The 20,250-nt window shown below is 69.4% G+C and carries 17 protein-coding genes and 2 pseudogenes; 8 read left to right on the top strand and 11 right to left on the bottom strand.

The features are described 5' to 3' along the window. Positions 1-53: 53 nt before the first annotated feature. The 4 genes and pseudogenes from AC3EO7_RS04515 to AC3EO7_RS04500 form a co-directional block, all read left to right on the top strand. A pseudogene (locus AC3EO7_RS04515) lies at positions 54-527 on the top strand (DUF4395 domain-containing protein); the annotation flags it as partial. Positions 528-655: 128 nt separating this feature from the next. Next, positions 656-1,489 (top strand): sulfurtransferase, encoded by an 834-nt coding sequence (locus tag AC3EO7_RS04510; RefSeq protein WP_431963717.1) that lies wholly within the window; start codon positions 656-658, stop codon positions 1,487-1,489. 5 nt (positions 1,490-1,494) lie between these two features. Next, positions 1,495-1,800: a DUF1416 domain-containing protein gene (locus tag AC3EO7_RS04505; RefSeq protein ID WP_431963715.1), complete on the top strand. Its 306-nt coding sequence runs from the start codon at positions 1,495-1,497 to the stop codon at positions 1,798-1,800. Positions 1,801-1,983: 183 nt separating this feature from the next. Then, a complete protein-coding gene (locus AC3EO7_RS04500) occupies positions 1,984-2,712 on the top strand; it encodes a heme-binding beta-barrel domain-containing protein (protein ID WP_431963713.1) in 729 nt (242 codons plus the stop codon). 78 nt (positions 2,713-2,790) lie between these two features. On the opposite strand, the gene AC3EO7_RS04495 is transcribed toward AC3EO7_RS04500, so the two are convergent. The 7 genes from AC3EO7_RS04495 to AC3EO7_RS04465 all read right to left on the bottom strand — a co-directional run bounded on the left by AC3EO7_RS04495 (position 2,791) and on the right by AC3EO7_RS04465 (position 10,951). Further along, on the bottom strand, positions 2,791-3,129 hold the full coding sequence (locus AC3EO7_RS04495) for a Uma2 family endonuclease (RefSeq protein WP_435590519.1): 339 nt from the start codon (positions 3,127-3,129) through the stop codon (positions 2,791-2,793). Positions 3,130-3,138: 9 nt separating this feature from the next. Then, positions 3,139-3,375 carry a hypothetical protein gene (locus AC3EO7_RS04490; RefSeq protein ID WP_435590518.1) on the bottom strand — a complete coding sequence of 79 codons (237 nt, stop codon included), beginning with the start codon at positions 3,373-3,375 and terminating at the stop codon, positions 3,139-3,141. A 285-nt stretch (positions 3,376-3,660) separates the two neighbouring features. Next, positions 3,661-5,325: an ATP-binding cassette domain-containing protein gene (locus AC3EO7_RS04485; protein WP_435590517.1), complete on the bottom strand. Its 1,665-nt coding sequence runs from the start codon at positions 5,323-5,325 to the stop codon at positions 3,661-3,663. A gap of 112 nt (positions 5,326-5,437) precedes the next feature. Next, the gene (locus AC3EO7_RS04480; protein WP_435590516.1) at positions 5,438-7,360 is read right to left on the bottom strand and encodes an ABC transporter ATP-binding protein/permease; all 1,923 of its coding nucleotides are present in this window, start codon (positions 7,358-7,360) and stop codon (positions 5,438-5,440) included. A gap of 6 nt (positions 7,361-7,366) precedes the next feature. After that, positions 7,367-8,398, bottom strand: a complete 1,032-nt coding sequence (gene cydB / locus AC3EO7_RS04475; protein WP_435590515.1) for a cytochrome d ubiquinol oxidase subunit II — start codon at positions 8,396-8,398, stop codon at positions 7,367-7,369. A gap of 11 nt (positions 8,399-8,409) precedes the next feature. Beyond that, on the bottom strand, positions 8,410-9,900 hold the full coding sequence (locus tag AC3EO7_RS04470; protein ID WP_431963701.1) for a cytochrome ubiquinol oxidase subunit I: 1,491 nt from the start codon (positions 9,898-9,900) through the stop codon (positions 8,410-8,412). Between the two features lie 130 nt (positions 9,901-10,030). Continuing rightward, positions 10,031-10,951, bottom strand: a complete 921-nt coding sequence (locus AC3EO7_RS04465; RefSeq protein ID WP_431963699.1) for an aminodeoxychorismate lyase — start codon at positions 10,949-10,951, stop codon at positions 10,031-10,033. A gap of 173 nt (positions 10,952-11,124) precedes the next feature. Between AC3EO7_RS04465 and ygfZ the strand changes: the two genes are divergently transcribed. The 4 genes from ygfZ to AC3EO7_RS04445 all read left to right on the top strand — a co-directional run bounded on the left by ygfZ (position 11,125) and on the right by AC3EO7_RS04445 (position 14,497). Beyond that, entirely contained in the window at positions 11,125-12,240 is a 1,116-nt protein-coding gene (gene ygfZ, locus AC3EO7_RS04460; protein ID WP_431963697.1) for a CAF17-like 4Fe-4S cluster assembly/insertion protein YgfZ, read from the top strand. A gap of 66 nt (positions 12,241-12,306) precedes the next feature. After that, on the top strand, positions 12,307-13,005 hold the full coding sequence (locus AC3EO7_RS04455) for an MOSC domain-containing protein (RefSeq protein WP_435590514.1): 699 nt from the start codon (positions 12,307-12,309) through the stop codon (positions 13,003-13,005). A 150-nt stretch (positions 13,006-13,155) separates the two neighbouring features. Next, positions 13,156-14,106, top strand: a complete 951-nt coding sequence (locus tag AC3EO7_RS04450; protein WP_431963693.1) for an asparaginase — start codon at positions 13,156-13,158, stop codon at positions 14,104-14,106. 175 nt (positions 14,107-14,281) lie between these two features. Beyond that, positions 14,282-14,497, top strand: coding sequence for a DUF3073 domain-containing protein (locus tag AC3EO7_RS04445; protein ID WP_431963691.1), 216 nt, complete (start codon positions 14,282-14,284; stop codon positions 14,495-14,497). A gap of 248 nt (positions 14,498-14,745) precedes the next feature. Here the strand turns inward: AC3EO7_RS04445 and purM are convergent, their stop codons facing one another. From purM to AC3EO7_RS04425, 4 genes and pseudogenes are all read right to left on the bottom strand, one after another. Beyond that, positions 14,746-15,822 carry a phosphoribosylformylglycinamidine cyclo-ligase gene (gene purM / locus AC3EO7_RS04440; RefSeq protein ID WP_431963689.1) on the bottom strand — a complete coding sequence of 359 codons (1,077 nt, stop codon included), beginning with the start codon at positions 15,820-15,822 and terminating at the stop codon, positions 14,746-14,748. 411 nt (positions 15,823-16,233) lie between these two features. Next, positions 16,234-17,991, bottom strand: a complete 1,758-nt coding sequence (locus AC3EO7_RS04435) for an ABC transporter ATP-binding protein (RefSeq protein ID WP_435590513.1) — start codon at positions 17,989-17,991, stop codon at positions 16,234-16,236. Positions 17,992-18,229: 238 nt separating this feature from the next. Continuing rightward, positions 18,230-19,174 (bottom strand): annotated as a pseudogene (locus AC3EO7_RS04430) (ABC transporter permease); the annotation flags it as partial. Further along, entirely contained in the window at positions 19,174-20,184 is a 1,011-nt protein-coding gene (locus AC3EO7_RS04425) for an ABC transporter permease (RefSeq protein WP_431964511.1), read from the bottom strand. The gene AC3EO7_RS04425 and the pseudogene AC3EO7_RS04430, both read right to left, overlap by 1 nt. Positions 20,185-20,250: the final 66 nt, after the last annotated feature.

Below are 20,250 nucleotides of genomic sequence, written 5' to 3'. Positions count from 1 at the left end.
GCGAGCTGGCGAATTTCCAGCCAATCAACGCTTTCAGCGCAGGAGTACGCACAATGTCCACCGAAACCCGGAACACTTCCGAAGAATCAGTCATTCCCGCCGCAATCGACCGCGTCGACGTGCGCGGTCCGCGCTTCGCGGCCTGGGTCACCACCGCTGTGCTCGTCCTGGTCCTGCTCGTCGCGACCGTTTCGCCCACCGTCGCCGCGGTCCTGATCGCGCTGCAGGCGGTCGTCTTCGCGATCGGCGCGGCCGCCGGTCCGCGCAAGCACCCGTACGGCCGCATCTTCGCCACCTTCCTCGCGCCGCGCCTCGCCCCCACCAGCGAGACCGAACCGACGCCGCCGCTGCGATTCGCGCAGCTGCTCGGCTTCGTGTTCGCGGCCGTCAGCCTGCTGGGCTTCGCGCTCGGCTCCACAGTCGTCGGCGTGGTGTTCGCCGGCTTTGCCCTGTTCGCGGCGTTCCTGAACGCGGCGTTCGGGATCTGCCTGGGTTGCCAGATCTACCCGCTGGTCGCCCGCCTCCGCCGGAACAGAGTCCATGGCGGCGTCCGCGAGCCCTCCGTGGTTACGCGCGCTTCCGCCTCCGGGCCCAACGCTCCCGCCGGGGCCCCGGCATCGAACTGACCCTGCAAGTCATCTCTGAAAGGAAAACAATGGCTCGCTCCGATGTCCTGGTCTCCGTGGACTGGGCCGAAGAGAACCTCAACGCCCCCGGCGTCGTCTTCGTCGAGGTCGATGAGGACACCTCCGCCTACGATGGCGGCCACATCGAGGGCGCCGTCCGGCTCGATTGGAAGAAGGACCTGCAGGATCAGGTTCGTCGTGACTTCGTGAACCAGGAGCAGTTCTCCGATCTGCTCTCGGCGCGGGGCATCGCGAACGACGACGAGGTCGTCCTCTACGGCGGCAACAACAACTGGTTCGCCGCGTACGCGTACTGGTACTTCAAGCTGTACGGCCACAACAACGTCAAGCTGCTCGACGGCGGCCGCAAGAAGTGGGAGCTGGACGGCCGTCCGCTGTCCATCGAGGCCGTGAACCGTCCCGCCACCCAGTACAAGGCGGCGGCGCCCGACCTGACGATCCGCGCGTTCCGCGACGAGGTCATCGCGGCCATCGGCGCCAAGAACCTGGTCGACGTGCGTTCGCCTGACGAGTTCTCCGGCAAGATCCTCGCTCCCGCGCACCTGCCGCAGGAGCAGAGCCAGCGTCCCGGCCACATCCCCGGCGCGATCAACGTGCCGTGGAGCAAGGCGGCCAACGAGGACGGCACCTTCAAGTCCGACGCCGAGCTCACCGAGATCTACAAGGAAGCCGGTCTGGACGGCGAGAAGGACACCATCGCCTACTGCCGCATCGGCGAGCGTTCCTCGCACACCTGGTTCGTGCTGCAGGAGCTGCTCGGCCACCAGAACGTCAAGAACTACGACGGGAGCTGGACCGAGTACGGCTCCCTCGTCGGTGCACCGATCGAGTTGGGAGCGTAATCAACATGTGTGCAGCACCTACCCAGGGTCAGGCCATCCCCGCAGGCGTCGACGTGGAGAAGGAGACGGTCATCACCGGCCGCGTCCTGAGCACCGACGGTCAGCCGGTCGGCGGCGCGTTCGTGCGGCTGCTCGACGGCAACGGTGACTTCACCGCCGAGGTCGTCGCCTCCGGCACCGGTGACTTCCGGTTCTTCGCGGCTCCGGGCTCGTGGACCGTCCGTGCGCTGTCCTCCGCGGGCAACGGCTCGGCCGAGGTCAGCCCCGAGGGCGCGGGCATCCACGCAGTGGACGTCGCGGTCGCCAAGTAAGGCGCTCGAACCCCAACGGCCCCGGCGCTTCCCCCGCGGAAGCTCCGGGGCCGTTGCGTTGCCCGGAGCGGCGCTCGTTAGACTCCGAGACGTGGTCCTCTTCTTCGAAATTCTGCTGGTCCTGGTGTCCGTGCTGATCGGCTGGTTCGGTCTGTACGTCTTCTACCGGCTGTTCACCGAGTCATGAGCGACCTCGCGAGCGAAGGTTCCGATTCGGCCGAGCGAGCGAGTGAACAGATGAACGGCAGCGCTCCCGCCAACGGGCCGAAGCGTGGTGACGACGCGGGCGCCCGGCGCAGCGGCGACCAGGCCGTGGCCGAGGCCGCCGAGCGCGCGAAATCGACCGGCGCCCGCAACATTCCGGTACTGCCGGATCTGCCGCTGCCCGAGGACACCGCGAACCTGCGACTCGGGCCGGACCTCAGCGCGTCCATGCTCGCGCTGCTGCCCATGGTCGGCGTCTGGCGCGGCGAAGGCGAGGGCAACGACCCCGAGCGCGGGGACTACCGCTTCGGCCAGCAGATCGTCGTCTCGCACGACGGCGGCGACTACCTCTCCTGGGACGCCCGTTCCTGGATCATCGAGACAGACGGCAGCTACGGCGGGCCCGATCTGCGCGAGACCGGCTTCTGGCGGGTCGGCATCGACGGCAACGACGAGGTCATCGAACTGCTGCTGACGCACAGCTCCGGCATCGTCGAACTCTTCTACGGCACCGCGCTCACCCAGTCCTCCTGGGAGTTGGCCACCGACGTGGTCATCCGCAGTCAGTCCGGCATCGTCGTCGGCGGCGCCAAGCGCCTCTACGGCATCATCGAAGCCGGCGACCTCGCCTACGTCGAAGAACGCGTGGTAGCCGACGGCCCCCTCGAACCCCGCCTCTCCGCCCGCCTCCAGCGCTACATCGGGTAGACCGACCTCTCGCGTCTCCGGTCGCCGCCTTCGACCGGAGACGCGGTCACTCGTCCGTCATCGCAGCGAGCGCATCTTTCAGCCCCGCTCTCCGATCGCGGTCAAATCGATATCGATAGGGAACGGCACGCTGACCTTCAGCCGGTCATGGAAGATCCCTGTGGGGACATAGCGACTCGTGGCTGGATCGAGCTCGTAGACATACACCACGACGGTGCCGTCTCCTTGCTCGACCCTCCAGTAGTGCGGAATCCCCGCCTTGGCGTACTTGAACGGCTTCGTTTCGCGGTCACGCTCTTCGGAGTCCGGAGAGACCACTTCTACGGCCAAGGCCAGATCGTCTGCGAAGTAGTAGGTGTCCGGGTCCGCACGGTCCATCGCCTCGAGTGTCACCACGATGACGTCCGGCTCCGGCATCTGTCGCTTTCAGAGCTTGACTGCCATCTCACGGTCGGCTCGTAGCTGCGGCGGTGCTTGGAGGTCGAGTTCTCGCTGAAGGAAGTCGATTGCCTGCCGGTGCCACTTCCGCTGCGGGCTCGCGAAAACGAGACTTCCGTCGATCAGCTCGGTGTGCTTCGGGAGCCCCCGCAGACTCAGAAACTTCTCGATGGTGAAACCACCTGCGGGCGGAATCGCCCAGTCCGGGAGCGGTTCGACGGCCATCGTCGCAGCCTAGCGATTCGTCCGGGGCGATCCGGTCGGAAAGTCCGCCCCTGGAAAAGGAACGACCCCCGAGCCGTACCGGTGCGGGTTCGGTAACCTGCACGGGTCCCGGTCGGACAGGACCGGGGGCTCGGGGGTCGGGTGGCTGCCTGGTATTCGCTCAGCGGTCGCGCGGGCGGATACCACCTGCAGCGGCGGCGCTAGCGGACAGCCACCTCACGTGTCCTGGAATTACTCATTCTTCGAACCACCTCCTTCCTGTGTACTGACGAAACTATCGAAGGATCAGCAGGTCGGCAACGGAATTTCGCGCGGGGCGGAAACGGCGCCGTTGCGGGCCGGATATTCGATCGTGACCTGGGCCGATGCGTCGACGTGCACGATCGCGTCGGCCCGATGCCCGGCGGGCAGCTGATGGGTGACGACCACCACCGTCCGATCCGGATCGACCGGTCCGCCAACGGGGTCGAGCAACGCGCGCAGCAGATCCGCGCCGGCCTCTGCCTCGAGGTGTTCGGTCGGTTCGTCGAGCAACAGCACCTTGGCAGGCGCGAGCAGTGCCCGGGCGAGCAGGATGCGGCGGCGCTGTCCCCCGGAGACCGCGGCCGCGCCGCCGACCAGTTCGGTGTGCAACCCGCCGGCGAGCGAATCCAGCCAGTCGCCCAGACCGACCGCGCGCAGCGCCTGCTCCGCTTCCGCTTCGGTGATGTCGCCGCGCGCCACGCGCAGGTTCTCCAGCACGCTGGTGCCGAAGAGGTGGGCGTCCTCGGCGAAGAACGTGGTGTCGGGCCGCGGGGTGTCGAAGAGACCGGCCCAGGACATGAGCAGCGTGGTCTTGCCTGCCCCGCTCGGCCCGACGACGGCGATGCGGCGTCCCGCGGGCAGCTCGGGCAACTCGCGCGGCAGACCGGCTTCCCGGTACGGGTCGGCGGCCTCGGCGGCGGAGAGCCTGCGCAGTGCGGCTCGCGCGGTGGTGATGGCCTGCGCGGCGGCGGGCAGCGGACCGACCGCTTCGAAGGCGGAGAGCGGCAGCAGCACCAGGATGGTGAGCGCCATCGGCGTCATGGCGCCGGGCGCACCGCCGTTCGGTCCGTAGGCCACGATGCCGATGAGCAGGGCGCCCAGCACGCTCGCGCCGATGGCGAGCGGGGTCGCCGCGGCCGCCGACGCGGTGTGGGACGCGGCCTTGTCCTCGGCGGCGACCGCGCGCTTGCCCGCCTCCTTCGCGGCCGTCAGCGCCGCGTCCAGCCGCCCCGCGACGCGCAGCTCGGCCGCGTGGTCCAGCACGGTGAGCGCCTGCGCGGTGAATTCGGCACGGTCGGCGCGCACCGCGGTCTCCGCCTCGCGCGCGGCCCGCGCCGAGAGCCAGGGCGCGAGGATGCCGGAAACCCCGAGCGCCGCGGCCAGAATCACGGCGGCCGCAACGGAAATCGTGGCCAGCAACCCGATCGCGGCGAAAGCCAGGACGATCGCGACCGCGATCGGCACCAGCGCGCGCACGACCACCGCGCCGAGATCATCGATATCGCTGCCGATGCGGACGAGCAGATCGCCGCGCCGCAACCGTGCCGCGCTCTCCGGCCCCGTGTCCCCCGATGCGGTCCGCGCCCGGCGCAACCACACATCCGAGCCCGCCAGCGTGCGGTAGACGCTCGTGCGCGCGGTCGTCATCGACCGCAGCGCGACATCGTGCGTCGCAAGCCTTTCCAGGTACCGGCACAGGCCACGCGAGATGCCGAGCGCCCGCACCGAAACCACCGCGACGCTGAGGTCGAGCACCGGCGGCATCTGCCACGCCCGCGCGATCAGCCACGCGGCCAAGGCCGCCAACCCGAGTCCGCTCCCCAGCGCCAGCACGCCCCAGCCGACCGCCACCGCCACCCGCCAGGGCGACAGCGCCAGCAGATCCCACATCTTGCGGAAATCGTCACGCACGCTCTGCGTACTCATGACCGGCTCACCGCCTCGTCGCATGTCGTGGCACACAGGGGCACAGCGCAATCGGCGGCGGCCAGGACCGTGGGGCGATGACCGATGACGACGACCAAGGCGCGCGCGGTCCTCATGACCCGCTCACCGCCACATCGAGGGTCGAGGCGCGCACGGGCACAACGTAATCGCCTGCGGCCAGGACAGCAGGGCGGTGACCGACGACGACGACCGTGGCTCCGGCGCGGGCCTTGGCCTGGAGTGCGGCGAGTACCGCGGACTCGCTCGCCGCGTCGAGATGCGCGGTCGGCTCGTCCAGCAGAAGCACCGGACGGTCGGCGGCGAGCACCCTGGTCAGTGCGAGGCGCTGGCGTTGCCCCAGCGACAGACCGGCGCCGCCCGCGCCGACGACGGTGTCCCAGCGCTGCGGCAGCTCGTCCAGGACGGCGTCGAATCCGGTGGCTGCGCAGGCGGCTTCGAGGCCCGCCCCGCGATCCGCGTCGGCGGCGGCCCGCGCGCCGAGCAGTTCCAGGTTCTCCCGCAACGTGCCCGGCACCAGCACCGGCCGCTGCGGCAGCCAAGCCACCCGCGCCCACCACGACTCGGCGTCCAGCTCACGCACATCGGTTCCGTCGACGAGCACGCGCCCGCGCTCCGGTGCCACGAGCCCGAGCAGCGCGAGCAGCGCCGTCGACTTCCCGCTGCCATTGGGCCCGGTCAACACGGTCACCGCGCCAGGACGCAACACCGCGGACAGCCCCTCCGGAGCCAAGCCGTCCCGAGCCGCGACGCTCAGTTCACGAATCTCGATGCGACCGAGCGGCTTACGATCGCCTGCCGCGCCGGTGCGCGATTCCGGCTCGCATTCCCCGCCCGCACTCCGCGGGTCCGGGCTCGCAGCGCCGCCGGTAGCCGCCCAACCCTCGGCAGCATCGTCCGCCGGACGTTCGACCGCCGACCCGGGGACCGATTCCCCCCGTCGGTCAGGCGCGCCGCTCGCCGCCGCCGGACGGTCGGCAATTGCTTTACCCGGCTCCAGAATCGCGAACGCCTTGTCGGCCGCCGCCATCCCGTCCTGGGCCGCGTGGAAACGCTCGCCCACCATCCGCAACGGCAGGTACACCTCGGGCGCGAGAATGAGCGCGACCAGTCCGGCGTAGAGGCTCATCCCGCCGTAGACCAGGCGCAGGCCGATGGATACCGCGATCAACGCCACGCTCAGCGTCGCGAGCAACTCCAGCACCATCGAGGACAGGAACGCGATCCGCAAAGCGCGCATCGTGCGCGAACGCAGGGCGTCGCCGAGTTCGCGCACACGGTGTTCCATGGTGCGGGCCTGCGCCGCAACACCACGTTCGGCTGCGGAATCGAACCGTGCGGCAGCGGTGTCGGCACCCGCCTCCCGCCCCAGCGCGCGCAGCGTCGGCATCCCGGCGAACAGATCGAGCAGCTGATCCGACAACCGCGTCGTCGCCTCCAGCGTCGCCGCCGCGCGCCCCTGCGTGAGCAACCCGATCAGCACCATGAAGATCGGAATCAGCGGCAACGTGACCAGCGCGATCCCACCGGACACCGGGTCGTGCATCGCGATGACCAGCAGCACGATCGGCGGCACCAGCACCGCGAGCAGCAGCGCGGGCAGGTAACCGCTCAGATACCCGCGCAACCCGGACAGACCCGTGCCGACCACCACCGCGAGTTCGGTTCTCCGGCTCTCCACTTCGCGCGGAGTCAGCCGGGCGCCCGCTGCCAGCACTTCGGTCTCGAGCTCGGCGACCACGTCCGCCCCGGCTCGGTGCGCCACCCTGGCCTGCACCCAGGTGGCCAGCACCCGCGCGCCGATCGAGCCAGCCAGCACCGCGATTTCCACCGTCCACGAACCGAATCCGCGCGCACCGGGGTCGGTGACGACGCCTGCCAGCACCCTGGCCAGCGTCACCGCGGTGACCACGATCGACACCGTGATCACCACGGACAACCCGACGCTCAGCACCAGATACCTGCGGGCCGAGCGGGCATACCGCCACAGGCGCGGGTCGACGGGTGGACGTGCCATGGCCGATCAGTCCTTCACTGGCCCCAGCGGCAGTCCGGTGTGCGCCGGAATCTGCTCCACCGTCAGGCGTTTGCGGAACACCCAGTAGGTCCACCCCTGGTAGCCGAGCACCACCGGCGTGACGATCACCGCCGCCCAGCTCATCACCTTCAGCGTATACGGCGTCGAGGAGGCGTTGTCGATGGTGAGGTGGAACGCGTCACTGATGGTGGAGGGCAGCACATTCGGGAACAGCGAGCCGAACAGCAGCACCGTCGCGGCACCGATGGCGAAGGTCGTTCCGGTGAACGCCCACCCGTCGCGTTCGGCGAACACGGCGACGGCCGCGACAGCCAATCCGAGCACCGCGACCCCCAACGGAATCCAGGTCCACCCGGCGCCGTAGGCCAGCTGCGTCCAGACGCCGAACCCGGCGACGACGAGCGCGGTCGGGGCGAGCAGCAGCCGCGCGAGGCGCACCGCGTCGGCCCGCACCTCGCCACCGGTCTTGAGGCCGACGAAGATCGCGCCGTGCAGCAGGAACAGCAGGCCGGTGGTCAGCGCGCCGAGCAGGGCGTACGGGCTGAACAGATCCGCCGCCGAGCCGGTGATCTGCTTGTCCGCGTCCAGCGGCACCCCGCGCACGATGTTGGCGAACACCCAGCCCCACGCGAGCGCGGGCACCCAGGACCCGATGCCGATGCCGATGTCGCAGCGGGCCCGCCAGGCGGGATCGTCGATCTTGGCGCGGTATTCGATGGCGCAGATGCGCAGGATCAGCGCGACGAGGATCAGCAGCAGCACGAAGTAGAACCCGGAGAACAGGCTGGCGTACCACTCGGGGAACGCCGCGAACATCGCGCCCGCCGCGGTGATCAGCCACACCTCGTTGCCGTCCCACACCGGGCCGATGGTGTTGAGCACCACGCGCCGCCTGGTGTCGCTGCCCTTGCCGAGGACCGGCATCAGCATGCCGACGCCGAAGTCGAAACCCTCCAGCACGAAGTAGCCGGTGAACAGGACGCCGATCAGAACGAACCAGAACTCTTGCAGACTCATCGTCGGGCTCCTCAGTACGCGAACGAAAGCTGTTCGACGGCAGGTTCTTCGGCGTGCTCACCGGGACCGCCCGTTTCGCCGGGGCCCGACGGCTTGCGCACCGGCGGCTGCTCCGGCCCGGCGATCACGTACCGCCGCATCAGGTAGAACCACACCACCGCGAGCACGCCGTAGAGCAGGGTGAACACCACCAGCGAGGCGATCACGGTGCCCGCCGCGTGGTCGGAGACGCCCTGCTGCACCGTCATTCGCAGGGCGGGGTCACCGGTCGGGTTCGGCACCACAACCCAGGGCTGGCGGCCCATTTCGGTGAACACCCAGCCCGCGCTGTTGGCGAGGAACGGCGTCGGAATGGCCAGCAGGCTCAGCCACGAGTACCAGCGCTGATCGGGCACTCTGCCGCGCCTGGTGAGCCACAGTCCGGCGAGCACCAGCAGCATCGAGCCCGCGGCGAGACCGATCATGGCGCGGAACGACCAGTAGGTGACGAAGAGGTTGGGCCGGTAGTCGCCGGGGCCGAACTTCTCGATGTAGGCCTTCTGCAGATCTTGCACGCCGTCGAGGGTGACGTCGGTGAACTCGCCCTCGGCCAGGTACGGCAGCACGTACGGCACCTCGATCACATGGGTGACGCTGTCGCAGTTGTTGTGCGTGCCGACGGTGAGCACCGAGAAATGCGGATCGGTCGCGGTGTGGCAGAGCGATTCGGCCGAGGCCATCTTCATCGGCTGCTGCTCGAACATCAGCTTGCCCTGGACGTCGCCGGTGAGCACCAGCGCGATGCCGGAGACCACGATCACCCACATGCCCGCGCGTCCGCCGGAGCGCCACATGGTGCGCGCCTCGGCGACCTTGGCCGGATCCCCGCTGCGCGCGTTGCGCACCATCCACCAGCCCGCGATGCCCGCCACGAAGGTGCCCGCGGTGAGGAACGCGCCCGCGACCACGTGGGGGAACGCCGCCAGCGTCGTGTTGTTGGTCAGCACCTCCCAGATGCTGGTGAGCTCGGCGCGCCCGCGCTCCGGGTTGTACCTCGCACCGACCGGGTGCTGCATGAACGAATTGGCGGCGACGATGAAGTAGGCGGAGGCGTTCACGCCGATCGCGACCATCCAGATCGCGCCCAGGTGAAGCAGTTTCGGCAATCGCGTCCAGCCGAAGATCCACAGGCCGATGAAGGTCGACTCGAGGAAGAAGGCGACCAGCGCCTCCAGCGCCAGCGGCGCGCCGAACACGTCGCCGACGAAGCGGGAGTACTCGCTCCAGTTCATGCCGAACTGGAATTCCTGCACGATGCCGGTGGCGACGCCGAGGGCGAAATTGATCAGGAACAATTTGCCGAAGAACTTCGTCAGCCGGTACCAATGGTCCTTGCCGGTGATCACCCACGCGGTCTGCATGCCCGCTACGAGCGGGGCGAGACCGATGGTGAGCGGGACGAACACGAAGTGGTAGACGGTCGTGATGCCGAACTGCCAACGTGAGATGTCCAGAACACTCATCCGACCCTCCAGCCTTACTACGACGTGTCGTAGTAAATGCTACGCGGCAAGGTCTGGCAATCAACGTGCGTTAGGACACGACACGCATGGGGAACCGGCGGGTGTCCGCCCCGAAGAGGCGGACGTCACGTCACCAATCGCCGATGGCGCCTGCCCGATCGATACCGCGGTCTACCAGTTCGATGATCTCCTGCGCGTTGTCCGGCGCGGACATACGCAAACCGTCCAGCGAATTCACCCGCGCGGCAAGGCTGATGCTGGAGACCAGCCAGATGCTGTCGCACGTCAGCAAATCCGCGGTGAAGAGCAGTTCGTAGCTGCACGTCCACCCGGCCTTCTGCGCCTCGCTGAACAGCGCGCGCTGGGTGACGCCGGGCAGCACACCGTTCTTCGCGGGCGGCGTGATCAGCTTCTTGTCGCGCGCGATCACCACCGTGGAGCGCGGACCCTCCAGCACCCGGTTCTCGGTGCTGGTGAAGATCACGTCGTCGGCGCCCATCCGGTGCGCGAAACGCAGTGCGGCCATGTTCGTCGCGTAGGAGAGCGTCTTGGCGCCGAGCAGCTGCCACGGCGCGGCCTGGGCCAGATCGATCGAGATGCCGCGCGGCAGCGTCACCACCGAGATGCCCTCGGTGCGCGCCTTGGCCACCCGATCGGGCACCGGCACCACCAGCACGTAGCAGGTCGGCACCGGCACCGCCGCGGCCAGATCGCCCGAGGTGACACTGGATCGCGCGCCGGATAGTTCGGAGTCCCGGCCGCGGGTCAGCACCAGGCGCATCATGCCCTCGCGCTCGCTGCCCCACTCCTTCGCGGCGGTCTCGACGGCCTCGCGCCAGCGGCCCAGCTCGGGCTCCGGTAGTTCGAGCGCCTGCGCCGAGCGCCGTAGCCTGCCGAGGTGGAATTCGAGGGCGGCCGCGGTCCCACCGCGCACCAGCACCGTTTCGAAGACGCCGTCGCCGCGCAGCACCCCGATGTCGTCGGCGAACAACAACGGCGCGTCCGCATCCTGGACGACGCCGTCGAGTGTGACAAGAACCCGATCTACCATGCGTCGAGCGTAGGCGGTATGCACTGCCCTTGCCTATGTTTGCCACGCCGCCCCGCACGCGTCCGCGAGTCATCGGCGGCTTGCCCGCGCGCCGCGTCGTTCCGGCGTCGCCGCGGCGGCCGCGAGCGGGCTCTCGGCGGACCGTGTCCGGCACTGCCACTACAGTGGAAGACGTGTCCGTGGTCGATGCACCCAGCCCCCTGCTTTCCGTTCCGGGCGCCGTCGCGGGTCCGCCCGGCGCTCCGGACGCCACCGTGGCGTGGCATTACGGCAATCCCTTCGGCGAGCAACGCGCCGCGGCGGAACGCGTCGCGGTCATCGATCGCTCGCACCGCTTCGTCCTGAGCATCACCGGAGCCGAGCGGCTGAGCTGGCTGCACACCATCTCCAGCCAGCACGTGGCCGACCTCGCCGACGGGCGGTCCGCGGAGAATCTGGATCTCGATCTCAACGGCCGCGTGCAGCACCACTTCGTGCTCACCGACCTGGACGGCACGGTCTGGGCCGACACCGAGGCCGACCATGGTCCGGCCCTGCTCGATTTCCTGCGCAAGATGGTGTTCTGGGCCGACGCCCAACCACGTGAGGCCACCGACCACGCGGTGCTGAGCCTGCTCGGACCTCGGGTGCGCGAACTGACCGCCGTGCTCGGCGTGGCCGATCTGCCCGACATCTACGCGGCCGTGCCGCTGCCCGGCGGCGGCTTCCTGCGCCGCATGCCATGGCCGACCGCCGACTCCTTCGACCTGGTGATACCCCGCGAGCGGCTGTCCGAGTGGTGGTCCAAGATCACCGAAGCGGGCGCCGAACCCGCGGGCATGTGGGCTTTCGAGGCGCTGCGGGTGGCCGCGCTGCGCCCGCGCATCGGCCTCGACACCGACGAACGCACCATCCCGCACGAGGCCCGCTGGATCGGCGGCGTCGACGAACACGGCGCCGTGCACCTGGACAAGGGCTGCTATCGCGGCCAGGAGACCGTGGCCAGGGTGCACAACCTGGGCAAGCCACCGCGCCACCTGGTCCTCCTGCACTTGGACGGTTCCGCCGACGAGCGCCCCACACCGGGCGAGGACGTCACCGCGGGCGGTCGCACCGTGGGCAGGCTCGGCACCGTCATCGACCACTACGAGCTCGGCCCGATCGCGCTTGCCCTGATCAAGCGCACGATTCCGGCCGACACCGCGCTCGTCGCCGGACCGTGCGCCGCCGCCATCGATCCCGACTCGGTCCCCGCCGACGACGAGCCGCAAGCAGGCCGTCTCGCCGTCGACCGGCTGCGCGGACGGTGATCCACCCGACCTCGCTCGACGCCGAGTCTCGCGATTCCCACCCACTCGACGAAGGGAGCGGCGCCGATGCGCAGCGATGACACCGCCCGCGTGCTTGCGGTCTGCGTGGTGCACGCCGATCTGGAAGTGCCGACCAGGGTCGGCCGCACCGCCATCGACAAGCGACCTGTCGCGGGTCGAGTCGGCGTGCGCGCCCTCGGACTCGACGGCGACCACGTCTGCGACACCAAGCACCACGGCGGCGTGCACCAAGCGGTCTACGCCTACGCCGAGCACGACGCGCAGCACTGGGCCGACGAACTCGGCAGGGAGCTGCCCGCGGGCTGGTTCGGCGAGAACCTGCGCATCAGCGGCCTCGAGGTGAGCGACGCCGTGGTCGGCGCCCGCTGGGCGATCGGCGACACCCTGCTCGAGGTGAGCGCGCCGCGGGTGCCGTGCGCGACCTTCCAGCACTGGTCCGGCGAGGCGCAGTGGGTCAAGCGCTTCACGCTGCGTAGCAATACCGGCGCCTACCTGCGCGTCCTCACCGAGGGAACGATCGGCGCGGGCGATGCCGTCGAAGTGGTGCACGTCCCTGACCACGGCGTCACCGTGCGCGATGTGTTCACCGGCGCCGACGCGGATCGCCTGGCCACCCTGCTCGAGCACGAGTCGACCATCTCCGACGACATCCGGATGCAGATCGACCGGCACGCCCGCCGGTCCGCCAACGCCGCCCGCGCAGCCGAACGCCGCGGGGATCTCCCGGCGGGAGCCGCGCGATGAGTGAGCGGAGCGAGCGAATCATGTGCCAGCGTGCATCGCGCATGCCGGAGCCGAGCGTCAGCGAGGTGCAGGCATGAGTGAGCGGAGCGAGCGAATCATGTGCCAGCGTGCATCGCGCATGCCGGAGCCGAGCGTCAGCGAGGCGCAGGCATGAGTGTCGAACTGGTCGAGGTCGTCCGCTCCGGATTCCGCGAATGCGTGCACCGCGGTTCCCTGGTGATCCTCGGCGCCGACGGCGAGCCGACGCATCAGCTCGGCGAAGTACACGTGCCGATCTTCCCGCGTTCGACCAACAAACCCCTGCAGGCGATCACGCTGTTGCGCAACGGTTTCGAGCCGGTCGACGACGCCGAGCTGGCCATCGCAACCGCCTCGCACTTCGGCGAACCCGACCACGTCGCTCTGGTCGAGCGGCTGCTCGCGCGGTTCGGTTTCCCCGAGAAGGCGCTGGAGTGCCCGCCCGATCTGCCCTTCGAGGAGCGGGCTCGCGCCGCCGCGCTGACCGGTGACGAACCGCGCCGGATCTACATGAATTGCTCCGGCAAGCACGCCGCCATGCTGGCGACCTGCGCGATCAACGGCTGGCCGACCGAGGGCTACCTCGACGAGGCGCACCCCTTGCAACGGGCGGTGGTCACGAACGTCACCGAGTTCACCGGCGAACCGGAGACCGACCTGGGCATCGACGGCTGCGGCCTGCCCATTGTTCCTGTCTCGCTGATGAACCTGGCCCGCGCCTTCGCGACCATGGCCACCGGCGAGCCCGGTACCCCGCCGCGCCGGGTCGCCGACGCGATTCGCGCGAACCCGCGAGTGATTTCGGGCACGAACGCACCCGATTTGCTGGCCATGGCCGCGGCTCCCGGCCTGGTGTGCAAGATCGGCGCCGACGGTGTGCACGCGGGTGCGTTGCCCGACGGGAGGGCTTTCGCGTACAAGATCGACGACGGGCACGACCGCGCGCGGATGCCCCTGACGCTGGCGATTCTGCAACGGATGGGCGTCGAGTGGACCGAGGCGCATACCGACCTCGCGGCCCAGCCGGTGCTCGGCGGCGGCACCCGAGTCGGGGTGATCCGGACAATTCCCGGCGTACTCTAAGAGCCAGGACACACGGCGACAACCGGGCAAACGGGCTCCGTTCGGGAGTTCTTCCCCCACTCCTGGAAGCGCGACCGCCGGACACACGCTAAAGTGTCTGTCAGGAAGAGTATTAATTCGAACGGGGCCGCCAACAAACCCCAGGCCGCCCCGCAGTGACGCGAGGGGGTCAGCCATGGGCCGTGGCCGGGCTAAGGCAAAGCAGACCAAGGTCGCACGCGAGCTGAAGTACAGCTCAGCGCCGACCGACTTCGCGAGCCTTCAGCGCGAGCTCTCGGGAAGCCCCACCACCCAACAACGCAGTGGCGGTGTGCTGTCCGATGAGCATGACGCGGACGCGTCCTCATCCCGCTGGGACGAGGACGACGACTACGACGACTGGCGCCGCTGACTCGGATAAAACATGACGAAGGGGGAGGCCATCCGGGCCTCCCCCTTCGAACGTTGACACCGGGGCAGGGACATCGCCTTAGAGGCTTGCCATACAACGAGATCAGCGTCCCGCATCCGATGATGCGGGACGCTGATGTCGTGTGAGCGGGTACTACCGACCGCCGACCCGAGGACGGCGCCGGCGACCCGAGCCGGCTGCCGAAGCCACGGAGAGACGCGCGTTCTGGCGACAGTCGGCGGCTACGGTCAGAAGCGCGGGTGCTCGCCGAGCAGCACGGCGCGGGCGGCGTCGGACTCCTTGGCCTTCTTCACGGTGCCGAGGGTCCAGCATTCGATGTGCCGGGCGGTGAGCACCGCGAGGGCGCGATCGACGTCTTCCGGAGCGACCACGGCGACCATGCCGACGCCCATGTTGAACGTCTTCTCCATCTCGGCCCGCTCCACCCGGCCGCGCTGGGCGATCATCTTGAACACCGGCGCCGGATTCCAGGTGCCTCGGTCCAGCTCGGCCACCATGCCCGCCGGGATGACGCGGGCCAGGTTGGCCGCCAGTCCGCCGCCGGTGACGTGCGAGAAGGTGCGCACATCGGTCTCGGCGATCAGCGCGAGGCAATCCTTGGCGTAGATGCGGGTCGGCTCGAGCAGTTCCTCGCCGAGGGTCCGGCCGAACTCCTCGACGTGCCCGGTCAGCGACATCCGGTCGATGTCGAGCAGCACCTTGCGCGCCAGGCTGTAGCCGTTGGAGTGCAGACCCGAGGAACCCATCGCGATCACCACGTCGCCGGGACGCACCCGGTCGGGGCCGAGCACCGCGTCGGCCTCGACCACGCCGACACCGGTCGCGGACAGGTCGTAGTCGTCGGGATCCATCAGGCCGGGGTGTTCCGCGGTCTCGCCGCCGAGCAGCGCGCAGCCCGCCCGCACGCAGCCCTCGGCGATGCCGGACACCAGCTCGGCGACCTTCTCCGGGACGACCTTGCCGATGGCGATGTAGTCCTGGAGGAACAGCGGCTCCGCGCCGCAGACGACGAGGTCGTCGACGACCATCGCGACCAGGTCGAGGCCGACGGTGTCGTGCTTGTCCAACGCCTGCGCGACCGCGATCTTGGTGCCGACGCCGTCGGTGGAGGCAGCGAGCAGGGGCTCGCGGTAGCCGCCCTTGAGCGCGAACAACCCGGCGAAGCCGCCGAGCCCACCCTGGACCTCGGGTCGGGTGGCCTTCTTCGCCAATGGCCCGAACAACTCGACTGCGCGGTCACCGGCCTCGATGTCCACGCCTGCCGCGGCGTACGAGGCACCACCAGTGGGGGTCTGTTCAGTCATTTTCGGGGAAAGCTCCAAACCGAATCGGCGGATAGATGCCTGCTCACGCTAGCTCATCCGCCTCTCCGCGTTTCTTGCCGGTCGTAAGTGCCGCGAGACTGTGACGCCGGGCCGACGGTTGGTCGAGTGGCCGAGTTCTGGGCGTGCCCGAGGAGTTACCCGGATCCTTGCGAGATCAGTTGTCGCGTTTTCGTTGCTGTTCACCGCTGATCATTGTGCCCGGTCTTCGGGAAAAAGGGGGGTGTGTTGGGCACGGATCGGCGTCAGGTGGCCGACTCGACAGGGCCCGCGGCGAACCGTGCGTCCGAGATAGGTCCGATGACGGGCAGTCCGTCCCATCGGGTCGGGGCGAGCAGCCTGTCGGGGGCGCGTCCTGAGAGTCCGACGGGCGCGCCATCGGGGTGGCGCGGTTCAGTCCGGCGGCCCCTGGGCGAACAGCGCGGCGGTCTCGGCCCTGCGTCGGCGTTGCTCGACCGGATCGGGCACCGGAACGGCGGCGACCAACCGCCGGGTGTACTCCTGCCGCGGGGATCGCAGGATCGCGTCCCGGTCGCCCTGTTCGACCACCGCACCGTCGCGCAGCACCACGATGCGGTCGGCGAGCTGGTCGACCACGGCCAGATCGTGACTGATGAACAGGCATGCCCACCCGCACTCGCGCTGGAGCTGGGCGAAGAGCTCCAGCACCGCGGCCTGCACCGAGACGTCCAGCGCGCTCGTCGGTTCGTCGGCGACGAGCAGGTCGGGGTCGAGCGCCAGCGCACGCGCCAGGCTGGCCCGCTGACGCTGGCCGCCGGACAGTTCGTGCGGGTAGCGCCGTTCCACGCCCGCGGGCAGGCGCACGTCGTCGAGCAGCGTGCGCACTCTGGCGCGGATCACCGCCGAGGTGCCGATCTTGTGCACGATCATCGGTTCGGCGACGCAATCGCCCACGGTCATCCGGGGATTCAGCGAACTGGCCGGATCCTGGAACACGAAACCGAACCGCCGCCGAATCGGGCGCAGCCGCCGCTGCGAGAGGCCCGCGATGTCCTGGCCCCGCACCCGCACCACTCCCGACGTGGGCCGCTGCAATGCCGCGACGCACCGGCCGATGGTGGACTTACCGGAACCCGACTCCCCCACCAGGCCCAACGTCTCCCCGGCGGCGATGGACAGATTCACCCCGTCCACCGCCCGGAATCGCGGACGACCGAAGGGGCCTGGGAACTCCACCACCAGATCGGAGACCTCGAGCACCGGCAGGTTTGCACCGGCGCTGGTTGCCCCGGCCCCGGCACCCGCGCCGTGCCTTGCGTCCGCGACCGCTTCCGACGAATGCCGTTCCGTACCGACCTGCGTATCGGTACTTTTCACCCGCCGCGCGCCCAAATGCGGCACCGCCGCGAGCAACGCGCGGGTGTAGTCCGCCTTCGGCTCGGCGAACAGTTCGTGCACCGAAGCCTGTTCCACGACCCGTCCCTCGCGCATCACCACCACCCGGTCCGCGAGATCCGCCACCACGCCCATGTTGTGCGTGATGAGGACGATCGCGCTGCCGATGCGGTCGCGCAGATCGCGCAGCAGGTTCAGGATCTCGGCCTGCACGGTGACGTCGAGCGCCGTGGTCGGCTCGTCGGCGATGATCACCTTGGGCTCGCAGGCGATGGCGATGGCGATCACCACGCGCTGCTTCTGCCCGCCGGAGAGTTGGTGCGGGTAGTAGTCGACGCGGTGCTCGGGATCGGGCAGACCGACCAGCCGCAGCAACTCCACGGCCCGCGCCTTGGCCGCCTTCCGCGACAGCTCGGTGTGCGCCCGCAGCGCCTCGGCGATCTGGAAGCCCACCGTGAACAGCGGGTCCAGCGCCAACCCCGGCTCCTGGAACACCATGGCGATCGCCCCGCCGCGCAGCGCGGTGAGCTGGCGTTCGGACATCGCGGTGACCTGCTGCGCGCCGAGGGTCACCAGTCCGCGCACGTGCGCGGTCGACGGCAGCAGTCCCATGGCGGTGCGCGAGCTCACCGACTTGCCCGACCCCGACTCCCCCACGATGGCGAGCACCTCGCCGGGGAACACTTCGTAGGACACGTCGGTCACCGCGTGCACCGGACCCGCGTCGGTGGCGAAGGTGACCGACAGCGCCTCGATGGACAGCGCGGGTCGCCGCTCCTCGGTCACGTCAGGCATGGCCGCCCTCCCGTCTGTTCGAATCATCTATCACAGCAACGGATTCCGCGCCGCCGTCCGAGATCGCCGCAGCCGGACCGTCATCGTCCGCCGCGGGTTCGCCTCCACCGTCCGGCTTCGTCCGACCGCCTGCACCGGTCGACCGCTCGGCACCGGCGCCGTCCTCCTCGACCGGCATCTCCGGTTCTCCGGTCGCGCCGATCACCACGTCGCTGCCCACCGCCACCGGCACGGCGGTACGCCGGGTGCGCAACAGTGGGTTGAGCACCTCGTTGAGGCTCTCGCCGACGAGCGTCATCCCGAGCACGACCAGCACGATGGCGGTGCCGGGAAACACCGCCGTCCACCAGATCCCGTTGGACACCGCGGCCAGCGACTTGTTCAGGTCGAATCCCCACTCCGCGGCCTGGGTGGACTCGATGCCGAAGCCGAGGAAGCCGAGCCCGGCCAGCGTCAGGATGGCCTCGGCCCCGTTGAGGGTGACGATCACCGGCAGCGACTGGGTGACGTTGGCGAGGATGTGCCGGAACAGAATCCGCGCCGTCGACGCGCCGGTGACCCGCGCGGCGTCCACATAAGGCTCCTGCTTCACCGCCACGGTCGCGTTGCGCACCACCCGGAAGTACTGCGGCACGAAGATGGTCGTGATCGCCACGGCCGCGGAGAGCACGCCGCCGAACCCGCTGGACTCCCCGCCCGACACCACGATGGACACCACGATCGCCAGCAGCAGCGTCGGGAACGCGTACAGCGCGTCCATGACGGTCACCAGCACCCGGTCCACCCAGCGCCCCACGTACCCGGACACCAGGCCCAGCGGCACACCGACGAACAGCGAGAGCACGAGCGACACCACGATCACCCACAGCGCCGTCCGCGCGCCGTAGAGCACCCTGGAGTACACGTCCTCCTGCGCGACGGTGGTACCGAACCAGTGCTGCGCCGAAGGCGGCTGGTACTGGCCGAAACTCACGCCGTCCTGGGCGGTCTGCGCCAACCCGTAGGGCGCGAGCAGCGGCGCGAAGACCGCGACGAAGAGGAATCCCGCGATCGACACCAGGCCCATGATCAGCGTGACGCGCTGCATGCCCGCGGTCATCGAGAACAATCGAAGGCCGGGCAGACCCCGCCGCCCCGGCGGGAGCGCGGCGACCGGTTCGGTCACCAGTTCCGGAGCGGTCATCAGAACCTCACCCTCGGATCGATCAGCGCGACAAGGGCATCCACCACGAAGCTCATCACGGCGACGACCAGCGCGATGAACGCGACGATGCCCTGCACCGCCATGAAGTCGCGAGCCTTGAGGTACTCGGCGAGCTCGAAGCCGAGTCCCTTCCATTCGAAGGTCATCTCGGTGAGCACCGCGCCGCCGAGCATCATGGCGATGTACATGCCCATCACCGTGACGATCGGGATCATGGCGTTGCGCACAGCATGCCGGCCGGTGACCACCCGGGCGGACAGGCCGCGGGCCCGTGCCGCGTCCACGTAGTCGCTGCGCAGGGTCTGGATCAAGTTGATCCGCACCAGCCGCAGGAACACGCCCGCGGTCAGCAAGCCGAGTGCGATGGCGGGCAGCACGGCGTGTTTCAGCACGTCGATCAGATAGGCGTTGTCGCCGTAGAGGATCGCGTCGACCACCATGATGTTGGTCTTCGGCGAGACGTGCTGCAGCCGCAATTCCACGTCGGCGCTGGCCCGTCCGGAGACCGGCAGCCAGCCGAGCCGTACCGCGAACAACAGCTTGAGCAGCAGCCCGACGAAGAACACCGGCGCCGCGTAGGCCAGGATCGCGAACAGCCGCAGGGTGGCGTCGCGCGCCGAATCCCGGTGTGTCGCGGCGTATCTACCGAGCGGGACGCCGATCGCGAAGGCGACGAGCAGCGCCCAGCAGACCAGCTCGAGTGTCGCCGCGCCGCGGGTGGCGATGATGTCGGCGACCATCCGGTGGTCCTGGGTCTGCCCGAAATCACCGCGAGCCAGGCCGGACAGATACTCCCAGTACTGCACCAGGATCGGCCGGTTCAGGCCCGCCGCCGCCCGCCGCTGCTCGATCTGGTCCGGCGGGAGCCGCCCGCCCAGCGATGCCTCGATGGGATCGCCGATCACCCGCATCAGGAAGAACACCGCGGTCACCAGGATCCAGGCCGTCACCGGGATCAGCAGCAACCGCACTCCCAGGTACCTGGCCAGGGCGAGCCCGCGGGAATCCCCGCCCGCCGCCCGGCGCGGCAGCGCGAACCGCCGGGCCCGCGGCGC

It is taken from the genome of Nocardia sp. bgisy118 (genome assembly GCF_057708605.1).
Note: the sequence above shows the minus strand (reverse complement) of the source record. Positions and strands in the feature narration are given on the sequence as shown.